This window comes from Agrobacterium tumefaciens, assembly GCA_025560025.1.
Classification (GTDB): domain Bacteria; phylum Pseudomonadota; class Alphaproteobacteria; order Rhizobiales; family Rhizobiaceae; genus Agrobacterium.
In genome coordinates, this window is record CP048485.1 from 230,217 (window position 1) to 250,427 (window position 20,211).

Annotated in this window: 21 protein-coding genes; 20 read left to right on the plus strand and 1 reads right to left on the minus strand. The window is 58.5% G+C overall.

Annotated features, from left to right (window positions below; all coding sequences use genetic code 11):
- Positions 1-79 precede the first annotated feature (79 nt).
- From FY152_01155 to FY152_01235, 17 genes are all read left to right on the plus strand, one after another.
- Complete coding sequence (locus FY152_01155) at positions 80-751, plus strand: response regulator transcription factor (protein UXS30761.1); 672 nt, start codon at positions 80-82, stop codon at positions 749-751.
- Positions 752-855: 104 nt separating this feature from the next.
- Positions 856-2,151 (plus strand): flagellar hook protein FlgE, encoded by a 1,296-nt coding sequence (locus FY152_01160; GenBank protein ID UXS30762.1) that lies wholly within the window; start codon positions 856-858, stop codon positions 2,149-2,151.
- A gap of 22 nt (positions 2,152-2,173) precedes the next feature.
- A complete protein-coding gene (flgK, locus tag FY152_01165) occupies positions 2,174-3,652 on the plus strand; it encodes a flagellar hook-associated protein FlgK (GenBank protein ID UXS30763.1) in 1,479 nt (492 codons plus the stop codon).
- Between the two features lie 3 nt (positions 3,653-3,655).
- Entirely contained in the window at positions 3,656-4,759 is a 1,104-nt protein-coding gene (locus FY152_01170; protein ID UXS30764.1) for a flagellar hook-associated family protein, read from the plus strand.
- Positions 4,760-4,793: 34 nt separating this feature from the next.
- On the plus strand, positions 4,794-5,138 hold the full coding sequence (flaF, locus tag FY152_01175; protein UXS30765.1) for a flagellar biosynthesis regulator FlaF: 345 nt from the start codon (positions 4,794-4,796) through the stop codon (positions 5,136-5,138).
- Positions 5,135-5,584 (plus strand): flagellar biosynthesis repressor FlbT, encoded by a 450-nt coding sequence (gene flbT / locus FY152_01180; GenBank protein UXS30766.1) that lies wholly within the window; start codon positions 5,135-5,137, stop codon positions 5,582-5,584. Before flaF ends, flbT begins: the two co-directional genes overlap by 4 nt.
- Positions 5,575-6,045: a flagellar hook assembly protein FlgD gene (flgD, locus tag FY152_01185; GenBank protein UXS30767.1), complete on the plus strand. Its 471-nt coding sequence runs from the start codon at positions 5,575-5,577 to the stop codon at positions 6,043-6,045. Before flbT ends, flgD begins: the two co-directional genes overlap by 10 nt.
- A 49-nt stretch (positions 6,046-6,094) precedes the next feature.
- Positions 6,095-6,361: a flagellar biosynthesis protein FliQ gene (gene fliQ, locus FY152_01190; protein ID UXS30768.1), complete on the plus strand. Its 267-nt coding sequence runs from the start codon at positions 6,095-6,097 to the stop codon at positions 6,359-6,361.
- A 158-nt stretch (positions 6,362-6,519) separates the two neighbouring features.
- Positions 6,520-8,607, plus strand: coding sequence for a flagellar biosynthesis protein FlhA (gene flhA, locus FY152_01195; GenBank protein UXS30769.1), 2,088 nt, complete (start codon positions 6,520-6,522; stop codon positions 8,605-8,607).
- Positions 8,604-9,359: a flagellar type III secretion system protein FliR gene (gene fliR / locus FY152_01200; protein UXS30770.1), complete on the plus strand. Its 756-nt coding sequence runs from the start codon at positions 8,604-8,606 to the stop codon at positions 9,357-9,359. Before flhA ends, fliR begins: the two co-directional genes overlap by 4 nt.
- 12 nt (positions 9,360-9,371) lie before the next feature.
- The gene (locus FY152_01205) at positions 9,372-9,791 is read left to right on the plus strand and encodes a hypothetical protein (GenBank protein UXS30771.1); all 420 of its coding nucleotides are present in this window, start codon (positions 9,372-9,374) and stop codon (positions 9,789-9,791) included.
- 113 nt (positions 9,792-9,904) lie between these two features.
- The gene (locus FY152_01210) at positions 9,905-10,462 is read left to right on the plus strand and encodes a rod-binding protein (GenBank protein UXS30772.1); all 558 of its coding nucleotides are present in this window, start codon (positions 9,905-9,907) and stop codon (positions 10,460-10,462) included.
- Positions 10,463-10,491: 29 nt separating this feature from the next.
- Positions 10,492-10,860, plus strand: coding sequence for a hypothetical protein (locus FY152_01215; GenBank protein UXS30773.1), 369 nt, complete (start codon positions 10,492-10,494; stop codon positions 10,858-10,860).
- A complete protein-coding gene (locus FY152_01220) occupies positions 10,860-11,402 on the plus strand; it encodes a flagellar basal body-associated FliL family protein (GenBank protein ID UXS30774.1) in 543 nt (180 codons plus the stop codon). The genes FY152_01215 and FY152_01220 overlap by 1 nt, the downstream gene beginning before the upstream one ends.
- A gap of 202 nt (positions 11,403-11,604) precedes the next feature.
- Positions 11,605-12,279 carry a teichoic acid biosynthesis protein gene (locus tag FY152_01225; protein UXS30775.1) on the plus strand — a complete coding sequence of 225 codons (675 nt, stop codon included), beginning with the start codon at positions 11,605-11,607 and terminating at the stop codon, positions 12,277-12,279.
- 113 nt (positions 12,280-12,392) lie between these two features.
- Positions 12,393-14,180: a hypothetical protein gene (locus FY152_01230; GenBank protein UXS30776.1), complete on the plus strand. Its 1,788-nt coding sequence runs from the start codon at positions 12,393-12,395 to the stop codon at positions 14,178-14,180.
- A gap of 77 nt (positions 14,181-14,257) precedes the next feature.
- The gene (locus FY152_01235; GenBank protein ID UXS30777.1) at positions 14,258-15,157 is read left to right on the plus strand and encodes a bifunctional methylenetetrahydrofolate dehydrogenase/methenyltetrahydrofolate cyclohydrolase; all 900 of its coding nucleotides are present in this window, start codon (positions 14,258-14,260) and stop codon (positions 15,155-15,157) included.
- Positions 15,158-15,250: 93 nt separating this feature from the next.
- Here the strand turns inward: FY152_01235 and FY152_01240 are convergent, their stop codons facing one another.
- Positions 15,251-16,276 (minus strand): LacI family transcriptional regulator, encoded by a 1,026-nt coding sequence (locus tag FY152_01240; protein UXS30778.1) that lies wholly within the window; start codon positions 16,274-16,276, stop codon positions 15,251-15,253.
- A gap of 276 nt (positions 16,277-16,552) precedes the next feature.
- On the opposite strand from FY152_01240, the gene FY152_01245 reads away from it, so the two are divergent.
- From FY152_01245 to FY152_01255, 3 genes are all read left to right on the plus strand, one after another.
- Positions 16,553-17,914, plus strand: coding sequence for a carbohydrate ABC transporter substrate-binding protein (locus tag FY152_01245; protein ID UXS30779.1), 1,362 nt, complete (start codon positions 16,553-16,555; stop codon positions 17,912-17,914).
- 105 nt (positions 17,915-18,019) lie between these two features.
- A complete protein-coding gene (locus tag FY152_01250) occupies positions 18,020-19,033 on the plus strand; it encodes a sugar ABC transporter permease (protein ID UXS30780.1) in 1,014 nt (337 codons plus the stop codon).
- A gap of 1 nt (position 19,034) precedes the next feature.
- On the plus strand, positions 19,035-20,195 hold the full coding sequence (locus FY152_01255; protein ID UXS30781.1) for a carbohydrate ABC transporter permease: 1,161 nt from the start codon (positions 19,035-19,037) through the stop codon (positions 20,193-20,195).
- The last annotated feature ends 16 nt before the right edge of the window (positions 20,196-20,211 follow it).

Genomic DNA, 20,211 nt, shown 5'->3' on the forward strand with positions numbered 1-20,211 from the left:
TTCCTACAGTTGTCGCTGAATCCTCCGATTCGTACCAATGCCACATTGGAAAACACCACAGTGATTCGGAGGCGGACGAATGATCGTAGTGGTTGATGAGCGCGAGCTCGTTAAAGACGGCTATACATCTCTATTTGGGCGTGAGGGCATCCCCTCGACCGGTTTCGATCCGGTCGAATTCGGGGAATGGGTCTCGACGGCGGCGGACAGCGATCTTGCGGCGGTGGAGGCCTTCCTGATCGGTCAGGGCGACCGGAGCTTTTCATTGCCGAAGGCGATCAGGGATCGCACGACGGCGCCGGTTATCGCGGTCAGTGACCAGCCCTCGCTGGAATCGACGCTTGCGCTGTTCGACAGCGGCGTCGACGATGTCGTGCGCAAGCCGGTTCACCCCCGAGAAATCCTCGCACGTGCGGCGGCAATCCGTCGCCGGCTGCAGGTCATTTCTAACTTCACCGACGCGGGACCGATCCGGGTTTTCTCCGACGGCCGTGATCCGGAAGTCGGTGGTGAGGTATTTCCCCTGCCGCGCCGCGAGCGCCGCATCCTTGAATATTTGATTGCCAATCGCGGACGCCGCGTTTCCAAGGCGCAGATTTTCAACGCGATCTACGGCATCTTTGATGATGACGTTGAAGAAAATGTCGTCGAAAGCCACATCAGCAAGCTGCGCAAGAAACTGCGCAAGAAGCTCGGCTACGACCCTGTCGATTCCAAGCGTTTCCTTGGCTACAGCATTGATTGGCAATGATCTTCATTGACCCGCGTGGTCTTTTTCAAACGCGGTATTTCAGACAGCTTCACGCAAGCCAAACGCTTTACCTTCTCCCTGAAGATGACCACGAGGGTTTTTGAATGAGTATTTTCGGCACTATGCGAACCGGTGTGTCCGGCATGAATGCGCAGGCGAACAAGCTGGGAACCGTTGGCGACAACATCGCCAATGCAAGCACCACCGGCTACAAACGCGCATCGACGTCGTTCTCTTCGCTCGTCCTGCCCTCCTCGTCGGGCAGCTATGCGTCGGGCGGCGTGCAGTCCAACGTTCGCTACAGCATTTCGGAGCAGGGCAACCTCTCCTACACCACCTCGAGCACCGACCTTGCCGTTCAGGGCAACGGCTTCTTCGTGGTTCAGGATGGTGCCGGCACGCCTTATCTGACAAGAGCCGGCTCTTTCCAGAAGAACTCGGAAGGGTATCTGGAGAATGCAGCTGGTTTCCTGCTGATGGGTTACCCCTATGGTACCAACCCGCCGGCAGCGGTCGTCAACGGATTTACTGGCCTTGAGGCCATCAACATCAACGACTTCGGCCTGACGGCATCTCCTTCCACGCAAGGCAGCTTCCCGGCCAACCTCAATCGTGACGAAGCGATTGTTGCGGCGGGCTCGCGTCCGAGCGACAACGTCGCCACCTCCAAGGTTGGCGCCAAGACCTCGCTCACGGCGTTCGACAGCGGTGGCGCTAAGGTCCTCTACGACTTCTATTACACGCGTATCGACAATGATGCTTCCGGCAATCCCCAGTGGGAAGTGAGCGTCTATCGTCAGGATCAGTCGACCGATGGCGGGTTCCCGTATACGGCAACTGCCCCTGCAACGCTCGTAAAAGAGACGGTTACGCTGGCCTTCGATCCGGCCACGAACAAGCTCACGACGGCGTCGCCCAAGGCTATCACGATCAATGACGACAACAGCGGCGTGGCGCAGGCGATCGAGATCGACCTGTCGCAGATGACGCAGTTCTCGTCGAAGTTCACGCCCGGCACCGCGGTTCTGAACGGTAACGGTCCGAGCCAGATCAAGGACGTCGAAATCGGCAAGGACGGCCTGGTGACGGCGGTTTATCAGGATGGCGGCCGCCGCAACATCTACCAGCTGGCGCTGGCAACGGTGCCGAGCGTCGACAATCTGAGCCCGCAAAACGGCAACGTCTATCTGCCGAGCAATGAATCTGGTGTCGTTACCATCGGCTTCGCGCAGACGGGCAGCTTCGGTTACATCCAGAAGGGCGCGCTCGAAGGCTCGAACGTCGATATCGCCAGCGAACTCACCGACATGATTGAATCTCAGCGAATCTATACTGCGAATTCGAAAGTCTTCCAGACCGGATCGGATTTGATGGATGTCCTGATCAATCTGAAGAGATAAGAATTCTCACGAGGACAAATGAATGTCGCTCACGTCAGCAATGAATACTGCGCAGTCGATTTTCAATAATACAGGTAAGCAGACTGACGTTACTTCGAAAAACATTGCCAATGTCGGTAATGCGAACTACGTCAAGCGAACCGCCATTCTCGGCACGACCATGGCTGGAGCGAGTATCGTCTCCAACGGTCGTGCCCAGAATGATAGCCTTCTCAGGCAGACCATCTCCAGCGCTTCGCTTGCTTCCGGTCAGAGCACCGTTCTGACCGGTCTCCAGGAGATGAAGAGCCTTTTCGGCGGCAATGATTATGAGAGCTCGCCGGCAACCTACATGAAGGAATTGCTGAAGAGCCTTGACGGTTACGCCGCCAAGCCGAGCGATGCTGCACTGGCCGCAACGGCAGTGACTGCGGCCAGTGACGTTGCCAATTCCCTGAATACGGCCTCTGCCGAACTGCAGGCCATGCGGCTTCGTGCCGACAAGGAAATTTCCCTCCAGGTCGACAAGCTGAACGGCCTTCTCGCAAAATTCGAAGAGGCCAATAACGAGGTCAAGGCGCAGACCGCGATCGGCGGCGATCCGAGCGATGCGCTTGATCAGCGCGAGACGCTGCTGAAGGACATTTCCTCCATCATCGGGATCAATGTCGTCAGTCGTGAAAACAACGATGTGGCGCTTTATACGACAGAAGGCGCAACGCTGTTCGAGGTCGTGCCGCGCAAGGTGACCTTCAAGGCGCAGCCCGGTTATGATGCGACAACCACCGGCAATGCGATTTATGTCGACGGCGTGGCCCTCAAGGCAGGCAGCGGCAGCAATTCGACGGCGGCAGGTTCGCTTCAGGGCCTGATGCAGGTGCGCGATGACCTGGCGCCGACGATGCAAAGCCAGCTCGACGAAATCGCGCGCGGCCTGATCACCATGTTTGCGGAAAAGCCTGCGGATCCGGCAAGCGGTCTGCCGAACATGCCGGGTCTGTTCACCTATGGCTCACCGGCGGCGACCACCATTCCGGCGGCCGGCGTTGTCTCTCCCGGGCTCGCAGCCAGCATTACCGTCAACCCGGCGTTAATTATTTCCAAAGGTGGCAACCCGGAATTGTTGCGCGATGGCGGCATCAACGGTACCGCTTATGTGATCAATACCACAGCGACGGGCGGAACAGGCTTTTCCACCCTGATACGCAGCTATGTGACCGCATTCGACGCGCCCATGAGCTTTGACGCGTCGACACGTATCGATACGAATACCAGCATCCTGAAATACGGCACCAACTCCATGGGTTGGCTCGAACAGGAACGCTCCGGCGCAACGTCGGCAAACGAGGCGAAAAGCGCGCTCTACGAGCGCTCCGCCGCTTCCTATTCGAACAACACCGCCGTCAGCCTGGATGAGGAGCTTTCGCTGCTCATGGACATCGAGCAGTCCTACAAGGCGGCTACGAAGCTGGTGACCACCATCGATGAAATGCTCAAGTCGCTGATGGATATGGTGAGGTAACAGATGAAAACGTCCTTCATTTCATCGCTGGCGATGCAGAACAGCATGCGCAGCACCATCCTGAAGGCTCAGCTTGAGATGACCAATCTCAACACCGAGCTGACGACCGGCAAACACGCGGATATTGGCGCCACGCTCGGTGCCAACACGGCCCGCAGTCTCGACCTCAATCGCGATATTGACCGCATCACCTCGCTTGTCAGCGTCAATTCCATCGCCACACAACGCCTCAAATCGTCCCAGACGGCACTTGATGGCATGGCGAAGGCGGCGCAGGAAATCCAGAAGGTTCTTGTTCCCAATACGAGCAGTGAAGCGCCGACGCTGACGACAGTTGCCAAAACCATCTCGAATGCGTTCAACAATTTTACCAGCTTCGCAAACACGGCGGTCAATGGCGAGTTTCTGTTTTCCGGCATCAATACGGATGTGAAGCCGGTTGACGACTACTTCGCCGAAGGCTCGACGCTGAAGGCAGCCTATGAGGTGGAACTGAACGCATTCATGGCGGCGCAGACGCCACCGGTCGGCAATGTCGAGAGCCTGTCGAAGGATCAGGCCGCGGCGTTCATGACCCATATTGAAGGTGTGTTCAACGGCACCACGACCGTGACGAACCCGCCGCACGCCGACCTGACGGCTGGCCAGAACTACGATTTCTGGACGACCTACGGTTCCAAGGCGAGCGACACGAACATGACGAGCCGCATCAGCCAGAACGAGGTGGTCGAGACATCGACCAACAGCAATTCCCAGGGCATGCGTTATTTCGCGATGACGGCCATGACGGCGATGACCTTCCTCGACGAAAAGGTCAGTAGCGACGTTCGTGAAATGGTGGCGACCAAGTCGGTGACCAATATCGGCACTGCCATCAGCGGCCTGAACCAGCAGCAGAGCCAGCTTGGCCTTTCCGAAAGCCGTGTTTCGAAAGCCAATGATTCACTGGCCGCGCAGAAAAAGATCATCGAAACCCACCTGCTGGATATCGAGGGGATCGATACCTACGAGGCGAAGACCCGTCTCGATCTACTCCAGCAGCAGATTGAAATCGCATACAGTCTCACGTCGCGTCTGCAAAAAATGAGTCTGGTGAACTACCTCTGATGAACAGAGGTGGCGGCAGATAAAGGATACATGAATGTACCAGTTTTCCTACGCCGAAATCATGGAGGATGGTGTCGCCAACGCGAAAGATCGCGAGCGGCAGGCGTTGACAAAATCGATCGAACTTCTGGTGGAGGCAAAGGATTCCTCTTCCCAGCGCCATACGATCGAAGCGCTTTTTTACACTCGAAGGGTCTGGATCCGCTTCATTGAGGATCTGAAGCAACCCGACAACCAGCTTGCCACGGAACTCAGGGCCAACCTGATTTCGATTGCAATCTGGATATTGAAAGAGTGCGAACTGATCCGGAAACGTCAGTCGACGAATTTCCAGGGCATTATTGACGTGACAACCATCATCAGGGATGGACTGAAATGAAAAGTACACTTCGAATTTCGCTGAAATCGGGCGAAAAGATTTTCATCAACGGCGCGGTCTTGCGTGTGGATCGCAAGGTGGCGCTCGAATTCCTGAACGATGTCACGTTCCTGCTTGAGAACCACGTGTTGCAGCCGGAGCAGGCGACGACGCCGCTCAGACAGCTTTATTTCATCGCGCAGATGATCCTCATCAACCCGGAAGGGCGCGAACAGTCGACCAACATGTTCCGCAAATCCGTGAGCATGCTGTTGAACTGCTTCCAGCATGATGAGGTTCTGGCCGAACTCAAGCGGATCGACGGGCTGGTTGCCTCCGGCAAGGCTTTCGAAGCGCTGAAGGCCATTCGCGGCCTCTATCCGCTCGAGGAGAAAATCCTCAACAATCAGGAAATGACCCCGGCAACGATCGAACACATTCGCAAGGAGATAGCACCATGGCGGTAGATGCAGTCAGTTCGGCAGCGTCAAATCCCTGGGCCAATGCCGGTGCGAACAGCACTGACGGTAACGCGGCATCGTTAAACTATGACAGCTTCCTGAAGCTCCTCATCGCCCAGATGAAGAACCAGGACCCGACCAGCCCGATGGATGCCGGACAGCAGATGTCGCAGCTGGCGAGCTTCTCGCAGGTCGAGCAGACGATCAAGACCAACACCCATCTGAAGAGCATGTTGCAGGCTGAAGCCCTGACGCGCGCTTCCGATCTGGTCGGCAAGACGGTCAAGAGCGCTGACGACAAGGTCACAGGCGTGGTGAAGGAAGTCGAAGTTTATTCGGATGGCGTTGTCGCCATCACCGAAGCTGGTGACAAAGTGCTGTTGCAGGCCGGCGTGACCTTCTCGAACGGCCCGATCGCGACTACACCTGATAGCGATACCGATTCGAATACGCCTGCCGATTCGTGATAGTGAAGGGGCGGTATGATGCCGCCCTTCCGGAATAAAGGATGCGACGATGAACGAGGCCGATGCGCTTGATATCATGCAGGCTGCAGTCTGGACGGTTCTCGTCGCGGCCGGTCCGGCGGTTCTCGCCGCCATGGTCGTGGGTGTCGCCATCGCCTTCATCCAGGCCCTGACCCAGGTTCAGGAAATGACCCTGACCTTTGTCCCCAAAATCGTGACGATCATGCTCGTCCTTGGCATCGCCGCTCCTTTTGTAGGCGCGCAGATCGCCCTTTTTTCCAATCTCGTCTTTTCGCGCATTCAGTCCGGATTCTGACCTCCATCCGGGGCAGATGCCACCCTCGCGCAAGCTTCAGCGGCTAGGGATAGGCTGAAGCATCGGACCGAACTGCGTTTATATCCTTGCGATCCGGTGCCGCGAACCGTGCGGCGGCTTTTCCGTCGCCCTTCTCATGAAGAGACAGGACGATTTTTATGGCGCAACCACCAGTCATCTCCTTGCCCAAGGTAACCCCGAGCATGCGGGATATCGGTTTCGCCCTGGGCATCGTGGCGATCCTCTGCGTTCTGTTCCTTCCCATTCCGGTCGTTCTGGTGGATATCGGCCTGGCGTTTTCGATCGCGCTTTCGGTCCTCATCCTCATGGTGGCGCTGTGGATCCAGCGCCCGCTGGATTTCTCGTCTTTCCCGACCGTGCTGCTGATCGCCACCATGATCCGCCTGTCGCTGAACATTGCGACGACACGTGTCATCCTTTCGCATGGCAATGAGGGGCCGACGGCGGCGGGCGGCGTGATCGCCGGTTTCTCCAGCCTCGTCATGTCCGGCGACTTCGTCATCGGTCTGATCGTCTTTCTGATCCTGATCACCGTCAACTTCATCGTCATCACCAAGGGCGCGACGCGTATCGCTGAAGTCGGCGCGCGCTTCACCCTGGACGCCATCCCCGGCAAGCAGATGTCGATCGATGCGGATTTGTCCGCGGGCATTATCGATGAAAAGGAAGCGCAGCGCCGCCGCCGCGAACTGGAAGAGGAAAGCTCCTTCTTCGGTTCGATGGACGGTGCCTCGAAATTCGTGCGCGGCGACGCGATTGCCGGCCTGATCATCACTGCGATCAATGTTTTCGGCGGCATCATCATCGGTTACTTCCGCCATGGCATGCCGATCGGCGAAGCGGCCGATGTCTTCGTCAAGCTTTCGGTCGGTGACGGTATCGTTTCGCAGATCCCGGCGCTTATCGTCTCACTGGCGGCCGGCCTTCTGGTGTCGCGCGGCGGCACTGCCGGTTCCACCGACCAGGCGGTCGTCAACCAGCTGAGCGGATATCCGCGGGCGCTGATGGTCTCGGCCATGCTGATGGGCCTGCTGGCGATTATTCCGGGCCTGCCCTTCCTGCCCTTCATCATGCTGGGCGGCATCATGGCTTTCGGCAGCTGGTATATTCCCCGCCAGGCAGAAGCTGAAAGCACGCTGCGCCGCCAGGAGGAAGAGAACAAGGTTCTCCAGACCACCGAAGCCGAAAAGGATTCGGTCAAACAGGTCCTCAAAACCTCCGAAATCGAGCTGGCCCTCGGCAAGCAGGTCTCGACCCGCCTTCTCGGCGCACATCAGGAACTGGCTTTCCGCGTCGGCAAGATGCGCAAGAAGTTCGCGACCCAATATGGCTTTGTGGTGCCGGAAATCAAAGTCTCCGATGACATCATGATACCGGAAAAAGCCTACCAGATCCGCGTCCACGGCACGACGATCGCGTCAAGCAACCTGCGTGTCGGCGATGTCCTTGTCGTAACGGGGGCAGGGCGCAAGCCAAGCATTCCGGGCGACGAAATCCGCGAACCCGCATTCGGCATGCCAGCAGTCTCCATTCTCGAGACCTTTACCGAGGATTTGAAGCGCGAAGGCTTCCACCCGATCGACAATGTTTCGGTGGTACTGACGCATCTGAGCGAAGTCATCCGCAACAATCTTCCGCAATTGCTGTCCTATAAGGACGTCAAGATTCTCATCGACCGGCTCGATCCCGAATACAAGAAGCTGGCCGATGAAATCTGCTCGTCGCATATGTCCTATTCAGGCCTGCAGGCGGTCCTGAAACTGCTGCTTGCCGAACGTGTGTCCATCCGCAACCTGCATCTCATTCTCGAAGCGGTCGCCGAACTTGCCCCGCATGTGCGCAAGACCGAGCAGATCGTCGAACATGTGCGGGTGCGCATGTCGCAGCAGCTCTGCGGCGATCTTGCCGACAATGGCGTGTTGCGTGTGCTTCGCCTCGGCAACAAATGGGATATGGTCTTCCATCAGGCGCTCAAGCGCGACCAGAAGGGTGAAATCGTCGAATTCGACATCGATCCGCGTCATCTCGAGGAGTTCTCAGAGCAGGCATCGAAAGTTATCCGTGAATTCATGGATCGCGGACTGCCCTTTGTCCTTGTCACATCGCCGGAAACACGGTCCTATGTGCGCATGATTATCGAGCGACTCTTCGCGACCCTGCCGGTTCTTTCGCATGTGGAACTTGCCAAGGGGCTGGAGATCAAGATCTTGGGCGCCATTTCATGATAACCGACCCGCAAGGGACAATTATCGCATTGTTCCTTGCCATTTGCCGTATCGGCGCCTGTTTCATGACCATGCCGGGCTTTTCCAGTTCGCGCATTTCACCGCAGATTCGCATGTTGCTCTGCGTCGCGGTGTCCATGGCGCTCCTGCCGGTGCTGTGGGACGGAATTTATCCGAAAGTCTCCGGCTCAAGCCAGGGCACCGTCGTCGGCCTTATCTTCACGGAAATCGCCATCGGCGCCATGTATGGGCTGATCGCACGGTTTTACACCCTCGGTTTCCAGTTCACCGGTGCGCTCATCGGCTCCTCCATCGGCCTGAGCGCTCCGGGTGGCGCGGATGTCATCGAAGACGTGCAGGAAAACCAGATATCCAACTTCATCACCTTCGGTGGTCTGCTGGTGCTGTTCATGCTGGATTTCCACCATATCGTTCTGAAGGCGCTGGTCGATTCCTACACCGCGACGCCGGTGGGCGCGCTCATCAGCGGCCAGAAGATGCTGATTACGCTCACCGACACGCTGCGGGCGTCCTTCTCCATCATGCTGCGGCTTGCCAGCCCTTTTGTGATCTACGGGTTGATGTTCAACGTTGCGGTCGGTCTCATCAACAAGTTGGCGCCACAGATACCGGTCTATTTCATCTCGACGCCCTTCGTTCTGGCGGGCGGTCTTTTCATGCTCTATTTGTCGATTGCGGCCCTCATCCGCCAGTTCGTGGATGGTTTCGGCCCGGTCTTCATCGGTTTTTGATCTGGAGAAACCATGGCTTCGGACAAGCGCTCTGCAAAACTGAAACGCCTGGTAACGGTCCAGCGCCACATGGAAAAAATGGCCGAAGTGGAACTGGCCGACACCACCCGCGTGCGAACCGAGGTGGCCCAATCCATGGACAACGTGCTGGAAGCCATGAGCTCCATGGAGCCGGTCCATCAGATGTTTTCCAAGCATTATTCGGATCGTTACGGCCGCCTTGTCGTCAAGGATCGCCAGCTTGCCGGCGTGCAGCAATTGCAGGAAAACAAGGTCCTCAAGGAAAAGACCAAGGCCGACCGGCTCGAGGACAGGATGCATATTGCCCGCGATCTGGAAGACCGCGAGGCCGACGACAATGCAATCTACGATCTACTTGAAATGACGAGCGCATCCCGGACACCAGCCTCCAGCAAGGTTGGCGATTCATAATCTGTCCCATTGTTGCATCGCAGGCGTTTCGAAAGAGGTCTCCGGCGATGTTTCTTGATTGAGTAAACGTGCAGGCTGCTTGCCGCGTGTTTATCAGCTCGGGAGATCGGGACGTGGCGATATCGATTATAAGCGATCTGGTGATGGATGTGGTTCGCGCTGCGGACCCCCAGGAAGTGCAGGTCGCCCAGGAAAAACTGAAGGCGAACAAGGCGGCCTTTGCCGCAACCAGCCTTGCCGATGCCGGCAAGGGCTTTGGCGCCGCTGTCGATATGCTGGATGGCGCCTCCTCGAAAGCGGGCCTTGGCGATACCAACATCCGCTCGGCCCGCACGGAAATTCCGGAAACATATCGCAAATACGAGGCTTCCGTACTCCAGACCTTTGTTGCCAACATGCTGCCGAAAGACAGCGAAGAGGTCTATGGCAAGGGCAATGCCGGCGAGATCTGGAAAAGCATGATGGCGGAACAGTTTGCCGACACGATCTCCAGAAATGGCGGCGTCGGCATTGCGGAACAGGCTTACAAGGATGCGTTGCGGAAAGCCGAAAGCAAGGGGATTCCCGACGTATCCATGAATGAAAAAGACCACAATGCTGCAATTCGGATGGTGGCGGAGTTCGAGCGGCAGGTCCTCGGCGTTTCCAATGAGAAAACGGACGAGGCTTGAAAATGAAAAATCGTAACGAGGAGACAAGCATGGACCTTATGTCGAACGACCACCGCATCAAATCCGTTCTCGGCCGTCTTGAAATGATCATCGACAATGAGAACGATAATATCGGTAAGGACCCCCAGTTCGATTTCAAGGTCTCCAATGCCCATAAAAGCCGTTGCCTTTATGAGCTGACGATGCTGTTCCGCGATACGCCCCACGAGGAAATCGCTGCGGGACATCTCGATCAGGTACAGGGCATCAAGTCCAAGCTCGCGACCAATGCCAGCCGTGTCGAGGCGCATCTGAACGCGGTTCGCGCCGTTGCGGACCTGCTCAAGAACGCGATCCAGGAAGCCGATACAGACGGCACCTATTCGCAGGAACAGTTCATGTATGGTGCCGCCTCCTGATGTTGAAGCTTCTTCTCACCGGCGTCTGGGTTTGCGCCGTCACGCTCGGCGCGGTGTATTTCTCCGTCCAGATGGCGACAGCACCCGCGCCGGGGGATGAGGCGGGCGCGAAAAAGGCCAATCTGCAATTGGTCAAGGGTGAGAGCATCACCATTCCCGTCATCAATGATGGCGGGGTGAACGGTTATTTCCTCAGCCGTATTTCCCTGCGCGTCGACAAGGAAAAGATGGCAAAGATCGAACTGCCGGCCACGCAATTGATGACCGACGAATTGTTCACGCTGCTGGCGGGTTCATCCATGGTCAACATCGCCAATATTTCCACCTTCGATCCCGAGGCATTCAAGCAGCGCATTCGTGAAGGGCTGAACAAGAAGCTCGACGACGAGGTGGTCGAGGATGTGTTGATCGAGCAGCTCGACTATCTGTCGAAGGCCGACATTCGCGAGCAGAACGGCAATGGCACGCCACGCTCGGTCAAGATCGTCGAAGGCGAGAAGCCCGAGGCGGGCAAAGAAGCGGCCGCCGCCCCGAGCCATTGATACTGCGTGGGCGCGCATCCCCTGCGCGCTATCATGGCGAACATCGATCTGGTTAATCGTTCCTTGCTATTTCCCGTGACATTCGAGAGGTTGCCTTCAAGGTAACTTCAACCTGCACCTGTATAAATAGGCCTATGAGCCGCTATCCCGCTAATGAAGCGCCGGACTGGTGGCAGTAGGCTTGGCATTCGGGGGTTGGCAAATGAATTTCGCGGCAGGTAGTGCGCAGTCGGGATCGCAACGGAATATCCACGGACTGCGCGTTTGTGATCTCGACTGGAATGGGGCGCTCGAGCTGGTCAGCGGCAGGGCTTCGGCCTGCGACGGGCATACCATGCTCTCCTTCCTCACCATCGAGAAGGCAAAGCTTTCTTCCAGGGATATTGCCTATCGGCAGATTCTGGAAAGTTACCTGCTTCTGCCGCAGGGCAAGGCGATGAATAGCGCCGCACGCGCCGAAAATGGCAGATCTCTGCCTGTCGTCATTGATGGCGTCGCCTTCACCATGGCGCTTCTGACCTATATGGCCGTACCGAAACGGATCGGCGTTGCGGGTGATGATGCGGCACAGGTCGGGGAGGTCCTCACCAAGCTGCGCGCACACGCACCCTGGCATGATTTCGTGATGCTGAACCGGGATATGTCCGGTGTGAAGGTGGATGTCCTTCTGGCCGGCATGGTCCGGGAAGATCAGGAAAGGTGGCTGCACCACACTGTCAGCCGTGACGGTGCGCGCGTCGCCATCGCGGTTGGCCCCTTGTTCAAGGTTCTGTCATCCGAAGTGGCCGGCATGCCTGAAATCTTCCGCAAGCTCCATATGAGCTGGCTATACAGCCTTTGTGCCGAGCCCTGGCATATCGCACTCGGCAAGGGCTGAAACCGGTCCGCCGAGAACGCGTTAACCATTTGTTTGCCACGATCCTTTAACCTCTCGTAAGGTTTTGACAGTCGCCCGTTGCGGGCGGCGCCCAGCGTGGCAGACGGCTTCAGATGGTTGATGACAATCCGGATATGATGGCGACACGCCCTGATGAGGATGACGTCGCTGTGCCCACGTCGCAATGGCGCAAACATTGTCTGCGGCTTTTGACCGCCAGTTGCGTGGCCGCCGCCACCATTGCCGGCGCAGCCCTTCCGCTGATGCTCATCGATTCCGGTTTTCGCGGTTATGTTTCGCAAGCACATGTCGAGGTCACCCAGAGCAGCTATGATGCGCCGGATTCGGCCCGCTTTCTTGCCATGGCCCGCCGTACCCTGCTTTCACCCTCCGGGCTGGACCGGGTAACCACCGACCTCAAACTCAAGCCGGCCGATATGGTCGGCGTCCGCAATCAGGGCGAGCTTGGCCTGCTTCTTGATCTCCTGACGGGGGCGGATGCACGTCCGCTTTCGCCACGTGAAGCGCTCAACGGTGCGGTGGGCGAGGCGATCCGGCTGGAACTGACGCCGGATGAAAATACGCTGATCGTGACCGCCAAGGCCGCAACGCCGGAAGCCGCGATGCGGCTGACCGATTATCTCTCGATGCGGATCATGGCGGATGGCAAGGCTGGCACCATGACACCCGCCATGCGCGAGACGGAGAGGGCGCGGACCCGGCTGGACGAGGCGGAAGCGGCGCTGAACGGTTTCCAGATGCGCCACGGCGATGCCGTCCTGTCGGAAGTGCAGCAGCTTGAACAGCAATTACGCGACGTCAATAATAGTCTTGCAGGCGCTACACAGCAGCAACAGTCGCTTCAGGTGGATCTGGCGGCGGCCTCCGCCCTGAAGCCGAATGATGTGTGGTCGAAGCCGTTGCCGACAGGGACCTCTTTTTCCGCACTCGAGGATATCAGGCAAAGACATGCCAGCGCCAGCATGGCGCTTGCCGGCGTCTCGGTCGATTATGGACCGAAACATCCGCGCCGCATTGCCGCCCAGAATGGCGTGGATGCCGTGCAGTCGCTGGCCGCCCCGGCGCTCCGCCAGCTGGTCGACGGTTTGCGGACGGATGAAAAACGCGTTGCCCAGGAGATCGCAACAGCGACTGGCGAACGTACCAGATACCTCGATCGCCTGAACAGCCTCGGTGTCGCCCCCGGTGACCTTTCCAGATTGCAGGGTGAGCTGGAAACGGCGAGAAGTGCCTATCTCGAGGCGAGCGAACGCCGCGATCTCGCTTCATCCACCACACCCGCCATTGAAACCCGTCTTGCGAAGAAGGCCGGACCGGGCGAATTGTCGCGTGATCTGACGCAAGCTGCGATGATGGCGGGTGGCGGCGCCTTGATCGGCCTGCTGGGCAGCCTTTATCTCCTGAGCTACCGCCGCCACGACGAGGAAGAGGCGGCCGCGCCGATCCTCGAAAACGACGAACAACTTCCGCTCTCCATGGAAGCGGACGAGGAATTCCGGCAGGAGCAATCCCCGCAATTTGCCGAGTTCGAGCCAATCGAGCCGGATGTGTTCCACGATATTGAAGAACTTGCCGCAGATGGCGATGTCGAACCAGAGGATGCTTTCGCCGATTATTACGCCGGGGCGGCGAATGATGCCGATGACATCCCGCTGGACGAGCGCGTGCGGCAGGTGCTGATGGGCAATCGTAGCTTCCAGACGGCCGATCAGCCGCGACCTGAGCTTCCGTCCCTGTTGAGCGAAGCCCTTGCCGGACACTTCGATCACGAACAGGCCGAAGCCGAGGAACTGGCGGAATTGAGACGCGAGCTGGCGCTCTTGAGGGAGCGTCTCGCCGATTACGCCGATCATCGCGACGGCTACCGCAAAACAGCCTGAAAACGCCGCATTTTCGCTTGCATTCCTGCGAAGGGGGCACCATACGGAGCCTACGTAACCCAGCAGGAGCAGGACGCATGGCAGTTGTGATTGACGGGAAGGCGAAGGCGGCTTCGGTCGTGGAGGAAGTCCGCAAATCGGCAGAAGCGCTTGAGGCGGAAAAGGGTGTGAAGCCCGGCCTCGCGGTCGTCATCGTCGGCAATGACCCCGCCAGCCACGCCTATGTGAATTCCAAGAGCAAGATGGCCAAGCAATGCGGCTTCAACTCCATCCAGCACACGCTGCCGGAGGAAACCACGCAGGCCGCACTCCTGAAGCTTGTCGGCGAATTGAACGCCGATGCCTCCATCCATGGCATTCTGGTGCAGCTTCCCCTGCCGAAACACTTCAATTCCGATGAGATCATCCAGTCGATCCTGCCGGAGAAGGATGTCGACGGCCTGAGCGTGCTCAATGCCGGCAAGCTGGCAACCGGCGATCTCGCCACCGGCCTCATCTCCTGCACGCCCGCCGGTGCCATGCTTCTGGTGCGCGGCATTCACGGCGATGACCTTTCCGGCCTGAATGCCGTTGTCATCGGCCGCTCGAACCTGTTCGGCAAGCCGATGGGCCAGCTTCTCCTGAATGCCAATGCCACGGTGACGATGGCGCATTCACGCACAAAGGACCTCGCCACCGTCTGCAAGACGGCGGATATTCTGGTGGCGGCGGTCGGCCGCGCGGCGATGGTGAAGGGCGACTGGGTGAAATCCGGCGCGACCGTCATCGATGTCGGCATCAACCGCATCCCCGCACCGGAAAAGGGCGAAGGCAAGTCGAAGCTGGTTGGCGACGTCGCCTTTGACGAGGCAAGCGCCGTTGCTGCCGCCATTACCCCCGTTCCCGGCGGCGTCGGCCCGATGACGATCGCCATGCTGATGGCCAACACCGTCATTGCCGCTCATCGCGCGCTGGGTCTGACCGCGCCGAAGTTCTAAGCCTGTCGCGTTCAATCGAACTACACGGCACAGGAATTTTTGTGCGCTGCCCCCTCACTTCCGTCATTCCGGCCTTGAGCCGGAATCCAGCCTTTACGTTTTCGGAGCCGGCCCCGTCGAGGCGCGCACCACCAGTTCCGCCTTCCAGAGTTCCTGATGCGGTTCCGTCTGGTTCAGCTTGATCCGGTTGATCAGGCGCTGGCCCACGCGCACCCCCGCCGCCCGGAGTGACGAACGGGTGGTGGTGAGCGGCACGGAGAAATTATCGGGCTTCAGCAGCGGCAGCACGTCGTCATGGGCGATCAGCGAAATATCCTTACCCGGTTTCAGGCCGCGTTGGTTGAGCGAGCGGATCGCACCGAGCGCAAGCGCGGTACTGGCGCAGAGAATGGCGGTTGGCTTTTCCGGGCGTGACAGCAAGGCTTCCATGCCGAGATAGCCTTCCTCATCGGTCATGCTGCTGTGTCGCTTGTTGTTCGCATGCAATGTCAGACCATTTGCCGAAAGCGCCTTTTCCACCCCGAGACAGCGCCGATAGGTGAAATCATAACCCTCCGGGCCATTCAGAAGCCCGATCCGCGTATGGCCAAGCTGGAGGAGAAGCTGGGTCGCATCGCGGAAGGCGCCCTCATTGTCCACGTCGAGATAGGGATAATCCTCTTCCACGCCGACGGAGCGGCCATGCACGAGGAAGGGCAGGGAGAGCGATTGCATCATGGCGATGCGCGGGTCGTTCTTCTTCATATAGGCGAGATAGATGCCATCGACGCTGCCGCTTGCGGCGAGCCCTCGCAGGGCCTCACGTTCCTTTTCCGGCTCGGTCGGCATGATCACGAGATGAAAGCCGCTGCGCGATGCCTCTTCACCGAGGCCGCTCAGGAATTCGCCGAAATGCACGTCGGAACGATGGTGTTCGCCAATCGGCATGACAAGCCCGATGGAGCCGACCTTACCCGTCGCCAGCCGTTGCGCTGCCGCATTCGGGCGATATCCCGTCTTTTCGGCAGCCTCCATGACGCGGCGGCGCGTTTCGGCGCTGACCTCGGGATAGCCGTTGAGCGCCCTGCTGATGGTCGTCTGCGAAATGCCCAGCAGTTGCGACAACTGTTTCAGGTTCATGTCTCTCATTTCCTCCATGCGTGCGCTCTGGAAACGGTAAAACCTCTCCCCAAGGCTTCCAAAGCGCTTTAGATTTTTACCAGCCTCTGCCGCTTTTCTCAATCGAAAACGATAGCCGCCTTTCTAAATAAATATGATTATTCACGAGGCGCTGCAACGTTTCCGCAGAAAGAGCCTCTTGACTCCTTCTTGATGACAGTGAGATGAATAGGCAGCCAAAGCGCTTTGATTGAACGAGGACGCTTTGAGCCTTTTATGTGATGGGAGGTAAATCACATGCAGAAGACTCTTTTGGCGACGGCTGCTGCAATAGCGCTGCTGTCCGGTGCGGCCTCTGCCGCAGACCTGAAATTCGCGCCCGGCGGTGACGCCAAGTTCAACTGGAAAAGCTACGAGGACTTCAAGGCGGCCCATGCCGATCTGAAAGGCCAGACGCTGACGATTTTCGGCCCATGGCGCGGTGAAGACGAGGCCCTGTTCCAGTCGGTGCTCGCCTATTTCGCCGATGCGACCGGCGTAAATGTCCGTTATTCCTCGTCGGAAAATTACGAGCAGCAGATCGTCATCGATACGCAGGCGGGCTCGCCGCCCAATATCGCCATTCTGCCGCAGCCAGGCCTTCTGGCCGATCTGGCCGCCAAGGGCTTCCTCGTGCCGCTCGGCGACAAGACCGCCGACTGGGTCAAGGAAAATTACGGCGCGGGCCAGTCCTGGGTCGATCTCGGCAGCTACAAGGGCAAGGACGGCAACAAGGCCTATTTCGCCTTCCCCTTCAAGGCGGATGTGAAATCTCTCGTCTGGTACGTGCCTGAGAACTTCGAAGAAGCGGGCTACAAGGTGCCCGAGAGCATGGAAGACCTGTTCAAGCTGACGGACCAGATCGTCGCCGATGGCGGCACGCCCTGGTGCATCGGTCTCGGTTCCGGCGGGGCAACCGGCTGGCCGGCAACGGACTGGGTGGAAGACCTGATGCTGCGCACGCAGCCGCTCGACGTCTATCAGAAATGGACGACCAACGAGGTCAAATTCACTGATCCGGCCGTGGTCGAGGCGATCAACGAATTCGGCAAATTCGCCAAGAACGAAAAATATGTCAGCGGCGGCGTCGCGGCCGTGGCCTCCACCGACTTCCGCGACAGCCCCAAGGGCCTCTTCGACATTCCGCCGAAGTGCTACCTGCATCATCAGGCGTCGTTCATTCCGTCCTTCTTCCCGGAAGGCACCAAAGTGGGTACGGATGCGGATTTCTTCTACATGCCGACTTACGCGTCCAAGCCTGATCTCGGCAAGCCGGTTCTCGGCGCCGGCACGCTCGTCACCATCACCAAGGAAGCGCCGGCCGCCAAGGCTTTCGTCGAATTCCTGCAGACCCCGATCGCCCATGAGGTCTGGATGGCGCAGTCCAGCTTCCTCACGCCCTATAAGGGTGTGAATGTCGAAACCTATGCCAATGAGCAGATGAAGCGACAGGGCGAAATCCTGACGACCGCGACAAGCTTCGGCTTCGATGGTTCCGACCTCATGCCCGGCAAGATCGGTGCCGGCGCATTCTGGACCGGCATGATCGATTTCGTCGGCGGCAAGTCCGCCGATCAGGTCGCGAGCGATATCCAGAAGGCCTGGGACGGCCTGAAGTAAAGATATCGGATCAGGCCCGGCGGTTTGCTGCCGGGCCCTTACCAACGGCGCTGCCCCGACGACCGCATAAATCAGCGCGGCGCGGAGAGGATCAAGGGAGGGAACATGGCTCAACAACTCGTTTCGGCCATCGGCGTGATGGTGGCGGGGGTCTTTGCCTGCGCTGCTTATTACTGGCTATCCGATAAAGTGCTTCAGGCGATCTTTCCTGTCCGCGCGGGAGACGTGTTGCAGGCATCCCGCAACCTCAATCGCCGCGCGGCGGTCCGGCCCTGGCTGTTCATCGGCCCGGCTTTGATCCTCCTGCTGGTCTATCTGGTCTACCCCGTCATCGCCACGCTGATCCTGTCCTTCTATGACCGGACCGGCAGCGAATTCGTCGGTCTCGCCAATTATCGCTGGGCGTTTTTCGATGCCGGTTTCCGGCAGTCGATCTTCAACAATATTCTCTGGCTCGCCGTCGTGCCGGCCGCCTGCACCTTTTTCGGCCTCGTCATCGCCGTCATGACCGATCGCATCTGGTGGGGCAACATCGCCAAATCCATCGTCTTCATGCCGATGGCGATTTCCTTCGTCGGTGCCTCCGTCATCTGGAAATTCATCTATGAATACCGTGCCGAAGGGCAGGTGCAGATCGGCCTCTTGAACGCCACCGTCGAGTTTTTCGGCGGCAATCCCGAAGTCTGGATTTCCATGCCCTTCTGGAACAATTTCTTCCTAATGATCATCCTCATCTGGATCCAGACCGGTTTCGCCATGGTCATCCTGTCGGCGGCGCTGCGCGGCATCCCTGAAGAAACCATCGAGGCCGCCGTCATCGACGGGGCCAATGGCTGGCAGATCTTCTGGAAGATCATGGTTCCGCAGATCTGGGGCACCATCGCCGTCGTCTGGACGACGATCACCATTCTCGTGCTCAAAGTTTTCGACATCGTGCTGACCATGACCAACGGTCAATGGAACACCATGGTTCTCGCCAATCTCATGTTCGACTGGATGTTCCGCGGCGGCGGCGACAGCGGCCGAAGTGCGGTCATCGCGCTCATCATCATGGCGGCCGTCACCCCCATCATGGTCTGGAACATCCGCCAGGCAAACCGCGAGATGGAGGGCCGCTGAGATGAATATTTTCAAACGCCTTCGCCGCGTCGGCCTGCCACGCCTCATCGTCCATGCCAGCGTTCTGGTCGTCGTGCTGCTCTGGCTCCTGCCAACCCTCGGCATTCTGGTCAGCTCGCTGCGCGACAAGGACCAGATCACGGTCTCCGGCTGGTGGACGGCCTTCTCCAGTTCCGAACAGACCTCGGCGGTTCGCCTCGCCGATGCTTCGGTGCAGAAGCAGGATGGCAGCCGCTATGTCATATCAGGCAATGTTTTCGAAAGCGGACAGGGCGGCAAGGTTGCAGCCTTCGGCGTTCGCGTACAGGAACCCACGGCGTTCAAAGCCGGCGAGGCGGCCGATATCGGTGACGGCGAAACATTGCTCGTTAATACGGACGGCACCTATGAATACAGCAAGGCCGCGAGCTTTGAAGGTTCTCGCGGCAAGCGCGTCTATATCTCCGTCGCGACGCCGCCCGTCTTCACACTCGATAATTATCGCACGGTCCTGACCTCGGAAGGCATCGGCCAGTCCTTCGTCAACTCACTCACCGTGGCTGTGCCGGCAACCGTCATCCCTATCCTCATTGCCGCCTTCGCCGCCTATGCGCTGTCATGGATGAGCTTCTCCGGCCGCAATCTGCTGATTGCCATGGTGGTGGGCCTGATCGTCGTGCCGCTGCAAATGTCGCTGATCCCGCTTCTCAGGCTCTATAATGAAATCGGCACCATCTTCGGTGTGCCGTCCAAGACCTATGCCGGCATCTGGCTGGCGCACACCGCCTTCGGTCTGCCGCTCGCCATCTATCTGCTGCGCAACTATATTTCCGGCCTGCCGAAGGAGATCATCGAAAGCGCCCGTGTGGATGGCGCGAGCGATTTTGAAATCTTCGTCAAGATCATCCTGCCGCTCTCTTTCCCGGCGCTCGCCTCCTTCGCCATCTTCCAGTTCCTGTGGACCTGGAACGACCTGCTCGTCGCCATGGTCTTCCTCGGCACGCAGAAGGACGAGCTGGTGCTGACCGGCGCGCTCAATGCGCTGCTCGGTTCGCGCGGCGGCAATTGGGAAATCCTCACCGCCTCGGCCTTCGTCACCATCGTTGTGCCGCTCAGCGTTTTCTTCGCCCTTCAACGTTATCTCGTGCGTGGCCTGCTCGCAGGCTCCGTCAAGGGAGGCTGATCATTCCATGAACGCC